Source organism: Chromobacterium sp. INPA-IVC, assembly GCF_059047085.1.
On record NZ_JBTNLS010000005.1, the window covers coordinates 266,366 to 282,728 of the forward strand.

Sequence of the window (16,363 nt, forward strand, 5' to 3'; positions counted from 1 at the left end):
CTAACTAATTTGACGGGGCAGGCGGTTGGCTCCAGCCCTGCCGGGAAAAGGTTGCTGAGCCGGCGGCGGCGCTTGCTCGGGTGGCCGGTTCTGCAGATGCCGCGCACGCCTCCATTTAGAGCCGCCGGCAAAAGCCCCGATGCTGTGTTGCGTCGGTTTGACGTACTGCTTGTACGGTCTGCGCCGACCGGTCTTGCCCTGGACGTTCTACGAGGTTTTGCTAGCGGCTCTCAGGGACCGAATGGCAAACGCGGCATGCCTCATTCATGCAAACACAACTTGTTAATGGCAAGCCGCCGTGCCATATTTGTGCGGTGCAACATCATTGGAGCGGCTATGTTCCGGCGTATGGAAGGCAAGCCGTCGCTGAGCCTGGCGCTTCAGGGCGGCGGCGCGCATGGGGCGTTCACCTGGGGCGTGCTGGACGCGCTGCTGGAGGCGGGGCGCTATCGTTTCGACGGTTTGAGCGGCACCAGCGCCGGCGCGATGAACGCGGTTGCCGTCGCGCATGGCCTGTGCCTTGGCGGGCCGGATGCCGCCCGGGAGGCGCTGGGGGCGTTCTGGCGCAGGGTGGGTGAGAGCTTGCCGGGAGAAATGGCCCGACCCCTGCCGTTCAGCATGGATTCCACCGCGTCCCCCAGCCTGAAAATGGTGTTGCAGCTGTCGCAATGGTTCTCCCCGTATCAGCTCAATCCGCTGGATTACAACCCGTTGCGTGACATCATCGTTTCGCTATTCGATTTCGAGCGCATCCGGCAGGCTTCGCCGGTGCAGCTGTTCGTGGCGGCCACGCACGCCAACAGCGGACGGTTGAAGTTGTTCCGCAATGCCGACCTGTCCGCGGACGCCTTGCTGGCCTCGGCCTGTCTGCCATCGTTGCAGCAGGCGGTGATGATAGACGGCGAGCCGTACTGGGATGGCGGCTTTGCCGCCAATCCGGCTATCTTTCCGCTATTCAAGTTTTGCCGCAGCGACGACATCCTGCTGGTGTTGCTGTCGCCGATGATGCATGGCGATACCCCGCGCACCGCCGACGAGATCCAGCGCCGGGCGATGTTGCTGGGTTTCAACAGCGCTTTCCTGCGCGAAATGCGCCTGTTCGCCTTGCTGCGGGAAATGGCGGATGCGCCTGCTTATCTGCGCGGCCGTCTGGAGCGTCATCTGCTGGCCACGCGTTTCCATCTGGTGGAAGCCCATGACTTGCTGGCCGAACTCGACTCGTCCAGCCGGGCGCTGACTTATGGCCCGTTCCTGGCCTGGCTGCGGGACGAAGGACGCCAGGCGGCGCAAGCCTGGATGGCGGAGCATGGCGGCAAAGTGGGCCGCAGCGCCAGCGTGGACATCAACAGCCTGTTTCTCCAGTCCTGACTCTGGCCAGACTGCGTGTGTCCGGGGGCGGATGTCGCCCGTCTGCGCAGCCGCCTGGCCCATGGGGTCATGGCGTTTTCTTGAGCGGAGGAAGCGATGCAGAAAGCGGTTTCAAGCGAGGCCCTGCCGGCATCCCGACGGATCGATGAAAGAATCGCGGAGCTCGGCGGCTGGCGTGGAGAGGTTTTAAGCCGGATGCGCCAGCTTATCCGGGAGGCGGACCCGGATGTCGTCGAGGAATGGAAGTGGATGGGCACGCCGGTTTGGGCGCATGCCGGGATCATCTGCACCGGCGAATCCTACCAGTCGGCGGTCAAGCTGACCTTTCTCAAAGGCGCTTCGCTGGACGATCCATCCAGGCTTTTCAACGCCAGCCTGGACGGCAACGCCAGGCGCGCCATCGATATCCGCGAAGGGGAGGCGATAGACGCGGACGCGTTCAAGGCGCTGATCCTCGCCGCGGTCGCGCTCAATCTTTCCGCGGCGAAATCCAAATCCGGAAAGAGCGGGCGGAATTCGGGCTGACGGCACGCGGGTTCATCCATCTATCCGCCAGACCCGATCATGGTAAGCGTCCACCTCGGGCCGGTGGGAGACGCTGATCACCGCGCAATCCGGCAGTTCGCTGCGCAACTGCTGGTAGCAATGCCTTTGGTTATGCGGGTCCAATGCCGAAGTCGCCTCATCCAGCAGCAGCCAGCTCGGCTTGTGCAGCAGGGCCCTGGCCAGAGCCAGTCGTTGCTGCTCGCCCGGCGAGAGCCTGGCCGACCAATTGCCGTAATCATCCAGCTGCGGCGTCAGATGCGCCAGCCGGCACCGAACAAGCACAAACTCCTGTTCCGCCAGGGAGAACGCGTCGGCAGCCGCGGGGTAGCTGATGGCCTCTCGCAAGGTGCCCAGCGGCAGATACGGCCGTTGCGGCAAGAACATCATTTTTTTCGCCGGCAGCGCGGCATGGCCTTCTCCCCATGGCCAGATGCCGGCCAGCACTTGCAGCAAGGTGCTTTTCCCGCTGCCGGACGGGCCCTTGAGCACGATCCGCTCCCCTCCGGAGGCGTGCAGGTCCAGGTTCTCCAGCAGCGGCTGTCCATCAGGCAGCGATACGGCGAGCTTGCATAGCCGGATATCGTCGCCCTCCGACTCCGAGCGCGCGATCCGGCTGTGCGCCAGCTCATGCCGCGCCCGCGCTGTCGCGGCCTGAAATGAAGCCAGCCGTTCGATATTGGCCTTCCATGAGGCCAGGCCCTCGTAGGCGTTCACCATCCAGCTCAAGGCTTCCTGCACGTGGCCGAATGCCGAAATGACCTGCATCAGGCCGCCCAGCGCGAGCTTGCCGGCAAAATAACGCGGCGCGCATGCCAGCATGGGAAAGATCACGGCGAGCTGGGAATAGGCGGAGCGGGCGCCCGTCAGCCGCCATTCCGCGGCTATCATTTGCCGCCAGTTGGCGCAGATGTCCTGGAAGAGGCGGCTGAGGGCGCGGCGCTCGAAATCCTCCCCGCTGCTCAGCGCCACCGCCTGCGCATGTTCCCTCAGCCTGACCGCGGCATAGCGGAAGTCCGCTTCGCGCCGCTCGCCTTCCATATTGATGCGGGACAGCTTGCGTCCCAGGACATGCATCAGCCCGCTGCCCAGCAGCGCGTATCCCAGCGCGGCCCAGACCAGATAGCCGGAAACGCTCGCCTGCCAGCCGAACAAGGACAAAGCCAGCGACCCCGACAAATGCCAGAGGATGCCGATGAAGCAGGCCAGAGTCGTCAGGTTTCGGATCAGATCGAAGCCCAGATTCAGCGAGGTGGCGGCGAAGGCTTTCAGATCCTCGGCGATGCGCTGGTCCGGGTTGTCGGTGCCATAGGATTTGAGCTCCAGCAGGCAGTAGGCGCGGCCATCCAGCCATTGCCCAAGGTAAAAATCGGTCAGCCAGCGCCGCCAGCGCAGATTGAGCGCCGAGGTCAGGTAAGACATCAGCACCGCGCAGGCGATGAAGCTGAAGGCCAGCGCGGCGAACTCGCCGATCAAACTCTGGAAACTGTTCCAGTCGCGCTGTTGCAGAGCATTGAAGAAGTCGCCGTTCCACTGGTTGAGCCATACATTGCAATACACCATGGCGACGTTCAAGACGACGATGGCTAGCAGCAGCGTCCAGGCCATCCACTTTTCCTCTGAGCGCCAGTACGGACCCGCCAGCGCCAGAAACTTGGCGATCAAGCTGTTGTCCGATCCGCCCCGTTGTTGTTGCTCATTCATGCCAAACCTCATTCTTGCCATCCGGGGGCATGGCTCCCCGCATCATTCTCGGACCGCGAGATGGCATTGCCATTCGCACGAATGAATGACTGTAATGCGAAAATTAATCATCGTAAAACGATAATTATTGATCGTAATGAATGAACTTAATGATCGCTTGAAGGCAAATCAGCCGGCAAGAGCAGGCAGGGCCTGCGTCTTGGCGTTTCGCGCCGGGGCAAGAGCGTGAGGTGAAGTGTGACAGCGGCGCCACAGGCATTGTTATTAAGCTTGCACGAGAATAAATTATCGTTTAACAATAAAAAATGATTCCGCTACTTGAGTGTGTGTGACTGATCCCATGAGATGGCGCCGCATGCGCGCCGCTTCGAGACAAGCAAAGGACACCGATGAATTCTCCGCGACTAAGCCGTTATTGCGCCGTCATGGCCTGCGTCACCTTTCTGGGCATCTGCGCGATGCTGCTGTTCCATCTCTTGCTCTGGTTGTTTCCCAAAGCGATTCTGGACGCCGGCTTGACCATTTCTTTCGACGATCACAGTGGCTTTTATGGCCTGCGCCACTTCGATATGACGGTCTTGCCGCTTTGGCAACGGCTGGGCGGTGCAGTAATATCCTGCCTCCCGCTGCTGGTCTTGGCCCAGGGCCTGAACGCGTTGCGCCGTTTGTTCCGGCTTTATGCCCAGGCCGAGTATTTTTCCGAGCATGCCGCGTCCTTGCTGGCGAAGGTGGGCTCCCGCATCGCATTCTGGGTGCTGGCCGATATTCTCGTTCAGCCTTTGATGGGCGTGTGGCTGACCATGATGCAGCCGGCGGGGCACCGCCAGCTCACTTTCGGCCTGGACACCGGCAATCTGGAAAGCCTGTTCATCGCGGCGGTGGTGATGGTGATTGCGCGCATTCAGCAAGAGGGCGTAGCCCTGGCGCGCGAGAACAAGCAATTCCTCTGACAGAAAGCGCCCCGTGCCGATAAAAATCAACCTGGACGTGCTTCTCGTTCAGCGCAAAGTGAAATCCAAGGATCTGGCCCACGCCATAGGCATCACCGAGCAAAATCTGTCGCTGCTGAAGCAGGGCAAGATCAAGGGTTTTCGTTTCTCGACGCTGGAGGCGATTTGCCGGCATCTGAATTGCCAGCCCGGCGACTTGCTGGAGTACATTCCGCCTGCTCCGGGCGAGGAGGCGGGGCCCGACGACGGGGCCGCGTTTTAGCCTGGCGGAAGCCGCGGCGCGGCCGCTCTCGCTCCATTTGCGGAGCGGCCGCCCTGGCTTGCCTTAGTCGCCGCCGGCCTGTTGCCGGGCGGCGGCTTCGCGCAGCTTGTCTTTCTTGCTCTTGCGTTTGCCCTTGATGCCGCCGTTGCCGTCGGGGTCCGTCAGCGAGGCGGCCGGGGCGGCGGCCTCGGTCGGCTCGAAGCCTTCTATCCGTTCGCGCGCCAGCCGCAACTGCTGGCGTTTTTCGATCAGCTTGAAATGGGCGGCGCAGTCGGCGCTGACGAAGCTGATGGCTTCGCCACGGGCGCCGGCCCGGCCGGTGCGGCCGATGCGGTGGGTGTAGTCCACCGGCGAGCGCGGCAGATCGTAGTTCACCACCAGCGGCAGCCGGGCGATGTCGATGCCGCGCGCCGCCACATCGGTGGCCACCAACACGCGCAAGCGGCCCGACTTGAGGTCGGCCAGCACTTGGCCGCGCTGGCTCTGGCTGCAATCGCCGTGCAGGGCGGCGGCGGGCACGCCGTTGCGATGCAGTTTGTCCGTCACCCGGTCGGCAGCCTGCCGGCTGGCGACGAATACCAAGACCCGGTCCCAATGGTTTGCCGCCAGCAGATGGCGCAGCAGCAGGGTGCGCTTGTCGGCGTCCACCTCGATGGCGCGCTGGAGGATGTCCGGCGCGGTGGCGGCGGTTTGTTCGATGTCTACCCGCTGCGGCTGGTTCAGCAGCTTTTCCGCCAGCGCGCGCACGGCGGGCGGGAAGGTGGCGGAAAACAGCAGGTTCTGCCGCGTCGGCGGCAGCCGGTCCAGCACGCTGCCCAATTCGTCGGCGAAGCCCAGGTCCAGCAGCCGGTCGGCCTCGTCCAGCACCAGCGTCTTGACGGCGGAAAGCCGCAGCGCGTTGTGGTCGAGCAAATCCAGCAGACGTCCCGGCGTGGCCACCACGATGTCGGCGCCGCCGCGCAGCGCCATCATTTGCGGATTGATGGACACGCCGCCGTAGACCACGGCCACTTTCAGCTTGCGCGGCAGGGCCTGCGCCAGGTCGCGCAGAATCTCGCCGACCTGGGCCGCCAGTTCGCGGGTGGGCAGCAGGATCAGCGCCTGGGGCTGGCGCAGTATGCCGCGCGGTCTGGCCAGCCATTGCTGCAGCAGCGGCAGGCAGAAGGCCGCGGTCTTGCCGGAGCCGGTTTGAGCGGTGGCCAGCACATCGCCGCCTTGCAGGATGGCGGGAATGGCGGCGTTCTGGATGGCGGTGGGTTGGGTATAGCCTTGCTCGAGAGCGGACTGGACCAGATCGGGCTGCAGGCCCAGGAAAGCGAATGGCATGAATGATTACGGCTGTTGAATAAAGGGGCGGGGCCCGAAGCGGCACGAGTATCGGCCGCGCCGGCTCTCCGGTCAAGAAAGAAGCGCGACTTGCCAGCGGAAAAGGCCGTTTGCGAGTACTATCTGGGCTCTTCATCCAAAATAAAGCCATCCGTAGATGCAAACAGAAGTCAAAGAGAAGCCCCGCTACGCCATTGTGGCCTCGGTGCAGTTGCCTGAAGTCAGCGATGTCGAGTTCGAGGCCTCGCTCACCGAACTGAGCGAGCTGGCCAAGACCCTGGGGTTCCAGGTGGTGCAGACCTTTGTGCAAAAGCGCAACAGCTTCGACCGCACCGCCTATATGGGCGTCGGCAAGCTGGAAGAAATCAGCATGTACGTCAAGCGCGGCATCCGCGGCGACGAACTGGAAGACGAACCGCAGGAGCTGGACGCCAGCGTGGTCGAAATCGACGCCGTGCTGGTAGACCATGAGATCTCGCCGTCGCAGATGCGCAATCTGGAGCTGGCCGTAGGCTGCGAGGTGATGGACCGCACCATGGTCATCCTGGAGATCTTCCATCGCAACGCCCGCTCGCGCGCGGCGCGCGCCCAGGTGGAAATCGCCCGTCTCGGCTATATGGCGCCGCGCCTGCGCGAAGCGGCCAAGCTGGCCGGCCCGCAAGGCCGGCAGCGCAGCGGCATGGGCGGCCGCGGTTCCGGTGAATCGCACACCGAGCTGGACCGCCGCAAGGTGCGCGATCGCATCGCCGAGCTGCAGCGCGAAATCGTCGCGATGGAGCTGGAGCGCAAGACGCAGCGCGCGCGCCGCCTGGAGCGGCAGGGCATGGGCCTGGGCGGGGTATCGCTGGTGGGCTACACCAACGCCGGCAAATCCACGCTGATGCGAGCGCTGACCGGCAGCGAGGTGCTGGTGGCCAACAAACTGTTCGCCACGCTGGATACCACGGTGCGGGTGCTGTACCCGGAAAGCGTGCCGCGCGTGCTGGTCAGCGACACCGTCGGCTTCATCAAGAACCTGCCCCACGGCCTGGTGGCGTCCTTCAAGTCCACGCTGGAAGAAGCGCTGGACGCCTCGTTGCTGCTGCATGCCATCGATGCCAGCGATCCGGGTTTCCTGCGCCAGCTGGAAGTGACCGACGAAGTGCTGAAGGAAATCGGCGCCGACGAGCTGCCGCGCATCCGCGTGTTCAACAAGATCGACCATGTCGGCGACGAAGCCGCGCAGGCCGCCTGGACGGCGGAATTGCAACAGCGCTACCCGGGCTGCGTGGTGATGAGCGCGCTTCGTCCGGATGACGTGTCCAGCCTGCGCGCGGCCATCGTCTCCTTCTTCCAGCAGGATCTGGTGGAAGACGAGCTGCTGCTGCCGTGGTCCGCCCAGCAGCTGCGCGGCGAGATCTACAGCCACTGCCAGGTGCTGGAAGAGCATGCCGACGAAGAAGGCAGCCGCTTCCGCGTGCGCGGCGAGCCGGAAAAGCTGCGCAGCTTGCGCGAGCAGCTCAACCCCGGTTCGCAGGGCAGGGAGAAGGAGTACTGGGAAGTTTGATCGGGCTTGTTCGCGGGCGGTCTATGCCTGCGGCTGAGTGCCGGCGTCGAGTGAAAAAGCCTTCCTGAACGGGAAGGCTTTTTTCATTTCGCGGCGGGCTGTTCCGGAAGCTTGCCGCCTAGCGCCTCGACCAGGTAATCGATGAAGGACGCGATCCGCGACGACACCGCGGTGTTGCGGTAATAGACGGCCTGGATCGGTTGGCGCATGTCCAGGGTGTCGGAGGCGAGGATTTGCGTCAGGCGGCCGGATTCGCGGTCCTGCTCGGTCATGAAGTCCGACAGGCAGACGATGCCGGCGCCGTCCAGGGCCAGTTGCCGGAGCGTTTCGCCGCTTGAGCTCCGCACCGCCGGCTCGATCCGGCAGGCTTCGCCGTCCGCGCCCGGCAGCGGCCAGGTGTTCAGCGTCTCGGGCTGGTTGAAGCCCAGCAGCGCGTGCCTGCCCAGCTCTTCGACATTGCGCGGCTGGCCGTGCGTTTCCAGATAGGCCGGGCTGGCCAGGACGCGCAGCCGGCTGTGGCCGATCAGGCGGCTGTGCAGCGTGGAGTCTTTCAGCTGGCCGATCCGTATCGCTACGTCGGTGCGCCGCTCCAGCAGGTCGATGATGCCTTCGTTGCTGTTCAACTCCAGTTCCACCTGCGGATAGCGTTCGCGATAGCCGCGCACCAGCGGCACGATCACATGCAGCATGAACGGCGACGCGGCGTCGATCCGCAGCCGTCCGGATGGCTGGTCGCGCCGCGCGAGCATCTGTTCCTCGGCGCGGTCCACCGAATCGATGATGGTCCGCGCGTTCTGCAGAAAAGCGCGTCCCTCTTCGGTCAGTTCCAGGCGGCGCGTGGTCCGGCGCAGCAGCGTGGTTTTCAGCTTCTCTTCCAGCCGGGACAGCGAGCGGCTGGTCGCCGAGACGGTGAGATCCAGTTGCTGCGCCGCGGCGGTGATGGAACCGGTGTCCACGACGGTGGCGAAGGCCTGGAGCTCGTCGAGTGTGACTTTCATTGTTGAATTTAATTCAAGATAATTTCGTTTATAAGCCGGTTTTTGCGCAAAAGTAAAGCGGGCACACTGCATCCATTCCTTCCGGCCCCATGGATGTTCAACATGCCACTCGCTCTACTCGCGCTGACTATCGGCGCTTTCGCCATCGGGACGACCGAGTTCGTCATCGTCGGCCTGATTCCGACCATCGCGGCCGATCTCCAGGTGGGTCTGCCTTCTGCAGGCCTGTTGGTCAGCTTGTACGCGCTCGGCGTCGCCGTCGGCGCGCCGCTGCTGACCGCGCTGACCGGCCGCGTGCCGCGCAAGACGCTGCTCGCCGCGCTGATGGCGCTGTTCACCGTCGGCAATCTGGTCGCCTGGCTTTCGCCCGGCTACGAGTCGCTGATCATCGCGCGCATTCTCACCGGTCTCGCCCACGGCGTGTTCTTCTCGGTGGGCTCCATCATCGCCACCACGCTAGTGCCGAAAGAGAAAGCCGCCAGCGCGATCGCGACCATGTTCAGCGGGATGACCGTCGCCTTCGTCGCCGGCATTCCGCTCGGCACCTTCATCGGCCAGCACTTCGGCTGGCGCGCCACCTTCCTGATTGTTGCCTTGTTCGGCCTGCTGGCTTTGGCCGGCGTGATGGCCTTCATGCCGCGCCGGCTTGCGCAGACCGCCTCCGCGCCGCTGGCCCGGCAGCTCCGCGCGCTGATGCAGCCGCGCCTGTTGCTGGTGTATGCGATGACGGCGGTGGGCTACGGCGGCTCCTTGATCGCTTTCACCTATATGGCGCCGTTGTTGGAACAGATCGCCGGCCTCACGCCGACGCAAGTCAGCCTGGCCCTGGTCGGCTACGGCGCATCGGTCGCCTTCGGCAATGTCTGGGGCGGCAGGCTGGCGGATCGCGCCGGCCCGGTCAAGGCGCTGAAGCGGATCTTTCTGCTGCTGACGCTGGTGTTGCTGGCGTTGACCTTCACCGTCCATATCGCCTGGCTGGCGGTGCTGACAATGCTGGCCTGGGGCGCGGTGGCCTTCGGCAATGTGCCGGGCCTGCAGGTCTATGTGGTCAAGCAGGCGCGGCGTTTCGCGCCGGAGGCCGCGGATGTCGCGTCGGGCTTCAACATCGCCGCCTTCAATCTCGGCGTCGCCGGCGGCTCTTCGCTGGGCGGTTTGATCGTCGAGCGCATCGGGCTGGGCCATACGCCGTGGATAGCGGCGGCGGTGACGCTGGGCGCGTTCGCCTTGACTGTGCTGAGCGGCGCGCTGGACAGTCGCGACAGCCTGCGCGGGCATGGCCAACTGGCGGACGCTCCTGCCGCCTAGACGCGGTTTTCAAACGCAATGCTGATTTTCGCCACCCTTCGCGATGGGAAACGCGCAAGCGCCCATCGGCTTTTCCGACCCATCACTTCCAGGGAAAACACACTATGAGCACCATCCCCGCTTTCGGCCTCGGCACTTTCCGCCTGCAAGGCCAGGCTGCCGTCGATTCTGTCCGCAATGGACTGGAACTTGGCTACCGCGCGGTCGACACCGCTCAGATTTACGGCAATGAAGCGGACGTCGGCGCCGTGATCGCCGCTTCCGGCGTGAGCCGCGGCGAGCTGTTTCTGACGACCAAGATCTGGGTGGACAACTACGCCAAGGACAAGCTGCTGCCCAGCCTGGAGGAAAGCCTCGCCAAGCTGCGCACCGATTATGTCGATCTGACGCTGATTCACTGGCCGGCGCCGGGCAATGGCGTATCGGTCGATGAGTTCATGACCGCGCTGGCCGACGCCCAGGCCAAGGGCCTGACGCGCCGGATCGGCATCTCCAACTTCAATATCGAGCTGACCCGTCAGGCGATCGCCGCGGTGGGCAAGGATGCGATCGCGACCAACCAGATCGAGTTGAGCCCGTATCTGCAAAACCGCAAGCTGGCCGACTTCCTGCAAAGCGAAGGCATCCACGTCACTTCCTACATGACCCTGGCCTACGGCAAGGTGCTGGGCGATCCGGTGATCGTCGCCATCGCGCAACGATGCCAGGCCACGCCGGCTCAGGTGGCGCTGGCATGGGCGTTGCAGCTGGGTTATTCGGTGATTCCGTCGTCCACCAAACGCGAGAATCTCGCCGGCAATCTGCTGGCGCAAAACCTGCGCCTGAGCGAGGAGGAGATGGCGCAGATCTCCGCGCTGGAGTGCAACGGCCGCGAAGTGAGCCCCGACGGCCTGGCGCCGCAATGGGATTGAGTGCCCCGCGCCCATCTGAATCCACCCGTCCGAGGCCGAAGGGCCGCGGCATCGACAGGACAAGCAATATGATGCAGGACCCTTTGTTTCAACCGCTGAGGCTGGGCGCGCTGACGCTGCCCAACCGCATCGTGATGCCGCCGATGACGCGCTCGCGCGCCAGCCAGCCCGGCGACGAAGCCAATGCGTTGATGGCTGAGTACTACGCGCAACGCGCCGGCGCCGGCCTGATCGTCAGCGAAGGCACGTATGTCGCGCCGCTAGGCAAGGGCTATGCGTGGACGCCGGGCATCCACACGCCGGCGCAAGTGGCTGGGTGGCGCAAGACGGCCGATGCCGTGCATGCCGCCGGCGGCCGCATCTTCGCCCAGCTGTGGCATGTCGGCCGGCTGAGCCACGCCAGTTTGCTGGATGGCGAGCAGCCGGTGTCGTCGTCGGCCATCCAGGCCGTCGGCGTCAATGTGTTCATCGCAGGCGAAGACGGCAGCACGCCGGGCTTCATCGAGGCTTCCACGCCGCGCGCCTTGAGCATCGCCGAGATCGGCGAGGTGGTGGAGCAGTACCGCGCGGCGGCCCGCAACGCGATGGCCGCGGGTTTCGACGGCGTGGAGCTGCACGGCGCGAACGGCTATCTGGTGAACCAGTTCATCGATTCGAACGCCAATGCCCGCACCGACGAGTACGGCGGCACGCTGGAAAAGCGGCTGCGCTTCCTCGGCGAAGTGGCGCAGGCCTTGATAGACGGCTGCGGCGACGCGTCGCGCGTGGGCATCCGGCTGGCGCCGTTGACCACGCTGAACGGTTGCGTCGACGACGACCCGGAAACCACCTATCTCGCCGCGGCCAAGCTGCTTGGCGGACTCGGCGTCGGCTATCTGCATATTGCCGAGGCGGACTGGGACGACGCGCCGCTGATGCCGGCGGCCTTCAAGCAAAAGCTGCGCGCGGCCTTTCCCGGGGTGTTGATCTACGCCGGCAAATACACCGCGGCGCGGGCGCGGGAGGCGATCGCCGCCGGCTGGGCCGATTTGATCGCTTTCGGCCGGCCTTTTGTCGCCAACCCGGACTTGCCGGAGCGACTGCGCAGCGGCGCGCCATTGGCGGAGCACGACCGCGCCACCTTGTTCGGCGGCGGCGCGCGCGGCTTGACTGACTATCCCGCGCTGGCCGAATTCCTGGCCTGAACGAAAAGAGCCATCCGAGGATGGCTCTTTTGCGCTGAGCTGCTGGACGGAGACGGCGCGGTTCGGCCGCGTCAGCCGAAGATCAGCCGGCCGGCCATCAGCACGAACACGCCGCCGAGCAGGCCTTTCTGCAGCTTCGCCACCGGGCCGCGGCCCTTCAGACGGCGGGCGATGCCGCAAGCCGCGAAGGCGTAGGCGGTGTCGAAACACAGCCCCACCGCAACGAGGATGACCGCGAGCAGCGCGAACTGCGGCAGCACCGCGCCGTGCGCCGGCGATACGAACTGGGGCAGGAACAGGGCGCAGAACATCAGCGCCTTGGGGTTGAGCAGATTGGTCAGGAAGCCGCGGGCGATCGCCGCGCGGCCGGACTCGCTCACTTGGGGCGCATCTTCCTGCGCCGGCTTGGCGCACACCACTTTCCACGCCAGCCATAACAAATAAGCGGCGCCTATCCAGCGCACCGCGTCGAACAGCAGCGGGTGGGTGGCCATCAGGGCCGCGAGGCCCAGGCCGGACATCATCACATGCAGAAAGCGCGAAGCGGCGATGCCGAGCGCGGTCAGCAAGCCGGCGCCGACGCCGCGGCTGGCCGAGGTGGCCATCACCAGCGCCATGTCCGGGCCCGGCAGGATGTAGACGGCGACCAGAGCGGCGAGGTAGAGCGACAACACGGACAAGGACAGCATGGCGGGCTCCGGCATAAGAAGGCAATGCGGCTAGTGTGCGCCCGGCGGAATGAAATTGCTTTGCTTTCTCTTGCGCTAACACGTTAGATTTGGAAAGACTCTTTCCTTTTTGGTTTTAATTAAAAATGAATCTTCCAAAATCAAACCTGGATGATGTGGATCTTGCCTTGATGGCCTTGTTGCAGAAGGACGGCAGGCTGTCCAACGCGAAACTGGCGGAACAGGTGGCGTTGAGCGAGACCCCGTGCTGGCGCCGGCTGAAACGGCTGGAGGCCGACGGCTATATCGAAGGCTACCAGGCCGTGCTGAGCCGCAAGAAACTGGGCTACGGCGTGCTCGCTTTCGTGCAGATCGGCTTCGGCAGCCATATCGGCGAAGCGCCGCTGCGCTTCGAAGAGCGGGTGCAGGCGATACCGGAGGTATTGTCCTGCCATAACCTGACCGGCGAGTGCGACTACCTGCTGCAGGTGGTCGCCGAGGATCTGGAAGCGTTCGGCGTCTTCGTGCGCGATGTGCTGCGCGAACTGCCGGGCGTATCGTCGATCCGCTCCAGCCTGTCCCTGCGCGAGGTGAAAATGTCTGGCAGGCTGCCGATGGGGCCGGAAGCGCGCAGCTAGCCGGGGCCAACGGGTCTGCAAGGTTGAAGCGCCTGTCCGCGCGGCGGATGCCAGCGATTCCGCCCTCGCGCCCCGCGGACAGGTTTGGGGCGCGAAGGCCTGGCGCATTCAGACGGCCTGCAGCAGGCCGATCGGGTTGCCTTCCGGGTCTTTGATCATGGCGAACGTGTAGCCGTCCACACTGGTGATAGGCATGTGCGGACTGCCGCCGGCGGCCAGCGCGCGGTTTATGGCCAGCTGCAAGTCCTCCACCAGCAGATAGAAGCTGTGGCCCGGCTCCATGCCGGGCACGCCGCTCTCGGATTGGCCGATGCCGCCCAGCAGGGTGCGCAATTGCAGCGGGAAGCGGACATAGGCGAAGCCGGAGCCGCCGTTCTGGTAGCGCCAGCCGAACACCTCGCTGTAGAACGCTTTCGATTTGTCCTGATCCTTGGCGATGATTTCAAACATCACGGCCGGATGCCGGTTCAGGCTGCCGATCTGCTCGGCTTGCGGCGAGCGGCTATCCAGGCCGCGGATGAAGCCCTGTTCGCGGCGCAGGAAGGTGACCGTGTTATAGGGATGGCCATCGCTGCTGATGAAGCACTGGCCGTATTTGTCGACGAAAGCGGTGAAGGCCGGGCCTTTGACATGGGCCAGAAACGCGTCTTCGCTGGCATATTCTTCGAAGAACAGCAGGCTGGGGCGCACGGCGGGCGGCAGAGATTGCAGCAAGGGGTTGGGATTGTTTTCCGGCAGCGGGGCGTGAACCAGGTAGATCAGCGTTCCCGGCTCCTCCATCACTTCCTGCACATAGGCGGGCAGCGCCGACAGCACCTGTTCGACGCAGCCGTGACGGATGAACCATTGCGAAACCAGGCTCACGGGGTTGCTTTGTCTGCTTGTCATGCCGTTTTCCTTTTTGGGATGCCTCGCCGTCACACGATGCGGTCGGGGTTGTCCTGGTCCACCCGCGGCGGCTGGCCGCGCAATACCGAGTTGCCGCCGTACAGCGTGCGCTGATCCACCGGCGCGGGTTCCAGCCAGTCGGTTTCGCTCATTTCGCCGTTCAGGCCGTAGACCGCCAGCGCATTGTGGTAGACCACCTGCCGTATCACGGCTTCATCGAGGCCGTGGGCGGCCATGATGCGCGCCGACTTGGCGACGGCCAGCGGGTCGGACACGCCCCAGTCGCAGGCGGAGTCGACGATGATGCGCTCAGGTCCGTAGCGTTCTACGATGGCCGCCAGACGGTCGTTGCCCATCTTGGTGGAGGGGTAGATCGTGAACGCGCACCAATAGCCGCGATCAAGCACCTCTTGTACCGTTTCCTCGTTGTTGTGGTCGATCACGCAGCGCGCGGGATCGAAACCGCAGGCCTCCAGCGTGTCCATCGTCCGCTTGGCGCCGCGCTTTTTGTCGCGGTGCGGCGTGTGGATCATGATGGGCAGGTCGAATTCCTGGGCCAGTTCGATCTGCGCGCGGAAGGCGCGGTCTTCCAGCTCGGTCTGCTCGTCGTAGCCGATTTCCCCCAAAGCCACCACGCCTTCCTTGGCCAAGTAGCGCGGCAGGATATCCAGCACGGCGTCGGCGAGTTCGCGGTTGTTGGCCTCCTTGGGGTTCAGGCCGATCGCACAGTAGTGGCGGATGCCGAACTGCGCGGCGCGGAAGCGTTCGAAGCCGGCGATGGTAGAGAAGTAATCGATGAAGCTGCCCACGTTGGTGCGCGCCTGTCCCAGCCAGAATGCCGGCTCGATCACGGCGACGACGCCGCTGGCGGCCATCGCCTCGTAGTCGTCGGTGGTGCGCGCGATCATGTGGGCGTGCGGGTCTATCAGCATGCCGCCCGCGCCGGGCGAGAGGCGGTGAAACGACTGGCGCTCCTGCTGATGCTGCGCGGCCTGCCGCAGCAAGTCCCGCAGCGTTTCCGGACTCAGGGTGGCTCCGCAGCAGGGGCAGGCCGCGCTGCGTTCGGAAAACATTTCTTCGATTGCGTGTTGGATGTCGCTCATCTGGTTTCCCCCTTGTTGGATTCATTCCCGCCACTGGGCCAGCCGTTCCCATTCATCGCTGAATTCGATGCCGGGCAGCCCGGCGGGCGCCAGCGCCCGGACGTCGGCATGCGGGCTTTCCCTCGCCGCCAGTTGCAAGGCGTACATTTCGTGCGTGCCGGGACGGGTGTCGGCGTATTGCCGCCGCAGCAGCGCGTGTCCGCGCTCGCCGGGGCATAGCGCCAACAGGCGCCAGATTTCCAGGTTCAGGCCGCGGCCGGCGGCGGCGCGTTCCGCCGCCAGGTCGCAAAGGATTTCGCCCAGATCCTGATCGGCGCGATCAGCCAGCCCCTGGATCGGCCACAGCGGCAAGTCCAGAAAGAAGGTTTTGACCACCATCTGATTCCACGCCGCCTGCGGCAGCATCGCTTGCGGCCAGGGATCGCGCAGCGCGAAGGCGGCGAAGACCGGACGGATGCCGCTGCGCACGGCTTCGCCGGCCCGCGTGAGCAAGGCCGGATCTTGCGGATACAGGGCGAACCCTTGATACAGGGCGATCTGCTCCTGGATGTCGCCCTGATTCGCCAACTGGTCGAGCAGGGCGGCGAAGGCCGCTCCGTCGGGCAGATGGCTGGCCGCGGCCAGTATCAGGCCGACGCGGGCCGCCTGGTCCACGCTCCAGCGGCTGGCGTCGAAGCCGGGTTGCAAGGCGCGGGCCTGGCGCTGTTCCGCCTCGCTGAGCGCCAAGTCTTGTTTGCCCAGCTTGCGCGGCGCGATACCCATCGCTTTGAACAGCAGGTTCAGCGGACGATCCCCCGCGGTGGCGTGGGCCAGATCCTGGCATTGCCGCGCGTACCAGTCGCCGTCGGTGCGGGCGCTCAGCCAGTTGCGCAGCAGCGCCTGCCAGGCGGGACGGCTGGTTTGCCATGCGGCCCATGCGCCCGTAGAGGGCGGAGCCGCTGGCGGGAAGGGCATGGAATCTCGAGCGTC

General features: G+C 64.8%; 16 protein-coding genes. 9 read left to right on the plus strand and 7 right to left on the minus strand.

Annotated elements, in window-relative coordinates:
* Positions 1–336 precede the first annotated feature (336 nt).
* Positions 337–1,368 carry a patatin-like phospholipase family protein gene (locus ACX17K_RS10955; protein WP_493774811.1) on the plus strand — a complete coding sequence of 344 codons (1,032 nt, stop codon included), beginning with the start codon at positions 337–339 and terminating at the stop codon, positions 1,366–1,368.
* Between the two features lie 96 nt (positions 1,369–1,464).
* Positions 1,465–1,893: a DUF1801 domain-containing protein gene (locus ACX17K_RS10960; protein WP_493774812.1), complete on the plus strand. Its 429-nt coding sequence runs from the start codon at positions 1,465–1,467 to the stop codon at positions 1,891–1,893.
* 12 nt (positions 1,894–1,905) lie between these two features.
* Here ACX17K_RS10960 and ACX17K_RS10965 read toward each other — a convergent pair whose 3' ends face one another.
* On the minus strand, positions 1,906–3,615 hold the full coding sequence (locus ACX17K_RS10965; RefSeq protein ID WP_493774813.1) for an ABC transporter ATP-binding protein/permease: 1,710 nt from the start codon (positions 3,613–3,615) through the stop codon (positions 1,906–1,908).
* 458 nt (positions 3,616–4,073) lie between these two features.
* On the opposite strand from ACX17K_RS10965, the gene ACX17K_RS10970 reads away from it, so the two are divergent.
* Positions 4,074–4,565 carry a DUF2975 domain-containing protein gene (locus ACX17K_RS10970; protein WP_493774814.1) on the plus strand — a complete coding sequence of 164 codons (492 nt, stop codon included), beginning with the start codon at positions 4,074–4,076 and terminating at the stop codon, positions 4,563–4,565.
* A gap of 13 nt (positions 4,566–4,578) precedes the next feature.
* Positions 4,579–4,827: a helix-turn-helix domain-containing protein gene (locus tag ACX17K_RS10975; RefSeq protein WP_231153350.1), complete on the plus strand. Its 249-nt coding sequence runs from the start codon at positions 4,579–4,581 to the stop codon at positions 4,825–4,827.
* 63 nt (positions 4,828–4,890) lie between these two features.
* Here ACX17K_RS10975 and ACX17K_RS10980 read toward each other — a convergent pair whose 3' ends face one another.
* Positions 4,891–6,153, minus strand: a complete 1,263-nt coding sequence (locus tag ACX17K_RS10980) for a DEAD/DEAH box helicase (protein ID WP_493774815.1) — start codon at positions 6,151–6,153, stop codon at positions 4,891–4,893.
* A 157-nt stretch (positions 6,154–6,310) separates the two neighbouring features.
* On the opposite strand from ACX17K_RS10980, the gene hflX reads away from it, so the two are divergent.
* Positions 6,311–7,699, plus strand: coding sequence for a GTPase HflX (gene hflX, locus ACX17K_RS10985; RefSeq protein ID WP_493774816.1), 1,389 nt, complete (start codon positions 6,311–6,313; stop codon positions 7,697–7,699).
* An 83-nt stretch (positions 7,700–7,782) separates the two neighbouring features.
* Here the strand turns inward: hflX and ACX17K_RS10990 are convergent, their stop codons facing one another.
* Positions 7,783–8,697 (minus strand): LysR substrate-binding domain-containing protein, encoded by a 915-nt coding sequence (locus ACX17K_RS10990; protein WP_493774817.1) that lies wholly within the window; start codon positions 8,695–8,697, stop codon positions 7,783–7,785.
* A gap of 102 nt (positions 8,698–8,799) precedes the next feature.
* Between ACX17K_RS10990 and ACX17K_RS10995 the strand changes: the two genes are divergently transcribed.
* The 3 genes from ACX17K_RS10995 (at position 8,800) to ACX17K_RS11005 (ending at position 12,097) form a co-directional block, all read left to right on the plus strand.
* The gene (locus ACX17K_RS10995) at positions 8,800–10,002 is read left to right on the plus strand and encodes an MFS transporter (RefSeq protein ID WP_493774818.1); all 1,203 of its coding nucleotides are present in this window, start codon (positions 8,800–8,802) and stop codon (positions 10,000–10,002) included.
* A gap of 104 nt (positions 10,003–10,106) precedes the next feature.
* Positions 10,107–10,913 carry a 2,5-didehydrogluconate reductase DkgB gene (gene dkgB / locus ACX17K_RS11000; RefSeq protein ID WP_493774819.1) on the plus strand — a complete coding sequence of 269 codons (807 nt, stop codon included), beginning with the start codon at positions 10,107–10,109 and terminating at the stop codon, positions 10,911–10,913.
* 68 nt (positions 10,914–10,981) lie between these two features.
* Positions 10,982–12,097 carry an alkene reductase gene (locus tag ACX17K_RS11005; RefSeq protein WP_493774820.1) on the plus strand — a complete coding sequence of 372 codons (1,116 nt, stop codon included), beginning with the start codon at positions 10,982–10,984 and terminating at the stop codon, positions 12,095–12,097.
* Between the two features lie 71 nt (positions 12,098–12,168).
* Here the strand turns inward: ACX17K_RS11005 and ACX17K_RS11010 are convergent, their stop codons facing one another.
* Positions 12,169–12,786 (minus strand): LysE family translocator, encoded by a 618-nt coding sequence (locus ACX17K_RS11010; RefSeq protein ID WP_493774821.1) that lies wholly within the window; start codon positions 12,784–12,786, stop codon positions 12,169–12,171.
* Positions 12,787–12,911: 125 nt separating this feature from the next.
* On the opposite strand from ACX17K_RS11010, the gene ACX17K_RS11015 reads away from it, so the two are divergent.
* Positions 12,912–13,403, plus strand: coding sequence for an Lrp/AsnC family transcriptional regulator (locus tag ACX17K_RS11015; protein WP_493774822.1), 492 nt, complete (start codon positions 12,912–12,914; stop codon positions 13,401–13,403).
* Between the two features lie 108 nt (positions 13,404–13,511).
* Here ACX17K_RS11015 and ACX17K_RS11020 read toward each other — a convergent pair whose 3' ends face one another.
* Genes ACX17K_RS11020 through ACX17K_RS11030 form a run of 3 tightly spaced genes read right to left on the minus strand, consistent with a single transcriptional unit; the run spans position 13,512 to position 16,348 of the window.
* Positions 13,512–14,291 (minus strand): VOC family protein, encoded by a 780-nt coding sequence (locus tag ACX17K_RS11020; protein ID WP_493774823.1) that lies wholly within the window; start codon positions 14,289–14,291, stop codon positions 13,512–13,514.
* 29 nt (positions 14,292–14,320) lie between these two features.
* Positions 14,321–15,394: a TatD family hydrolase gene (locus ACX17K_RS11025; protein WP_493774824.1), complete on the minus strand. Its 1,074-nt coding sequence runs from the start codon at positions 15,392–15,394 to the stop codon at positions 14,321–14,323.
* Between the two features lie 21 nt (positions 15,395–15,415).
* Positions 15,416–16,348: an EboA domain-containing protein gene (locus ACX17K_RS11030; protein WP_493774825.1), complete on the minus strand. Its 933-nt coding sequence runs from the start codon at positions 16,346–16,348 to the stop codon at positions 15,416–15,418.
* Positions 16,349–16,363: the final 15 nt, after the last annotated feature.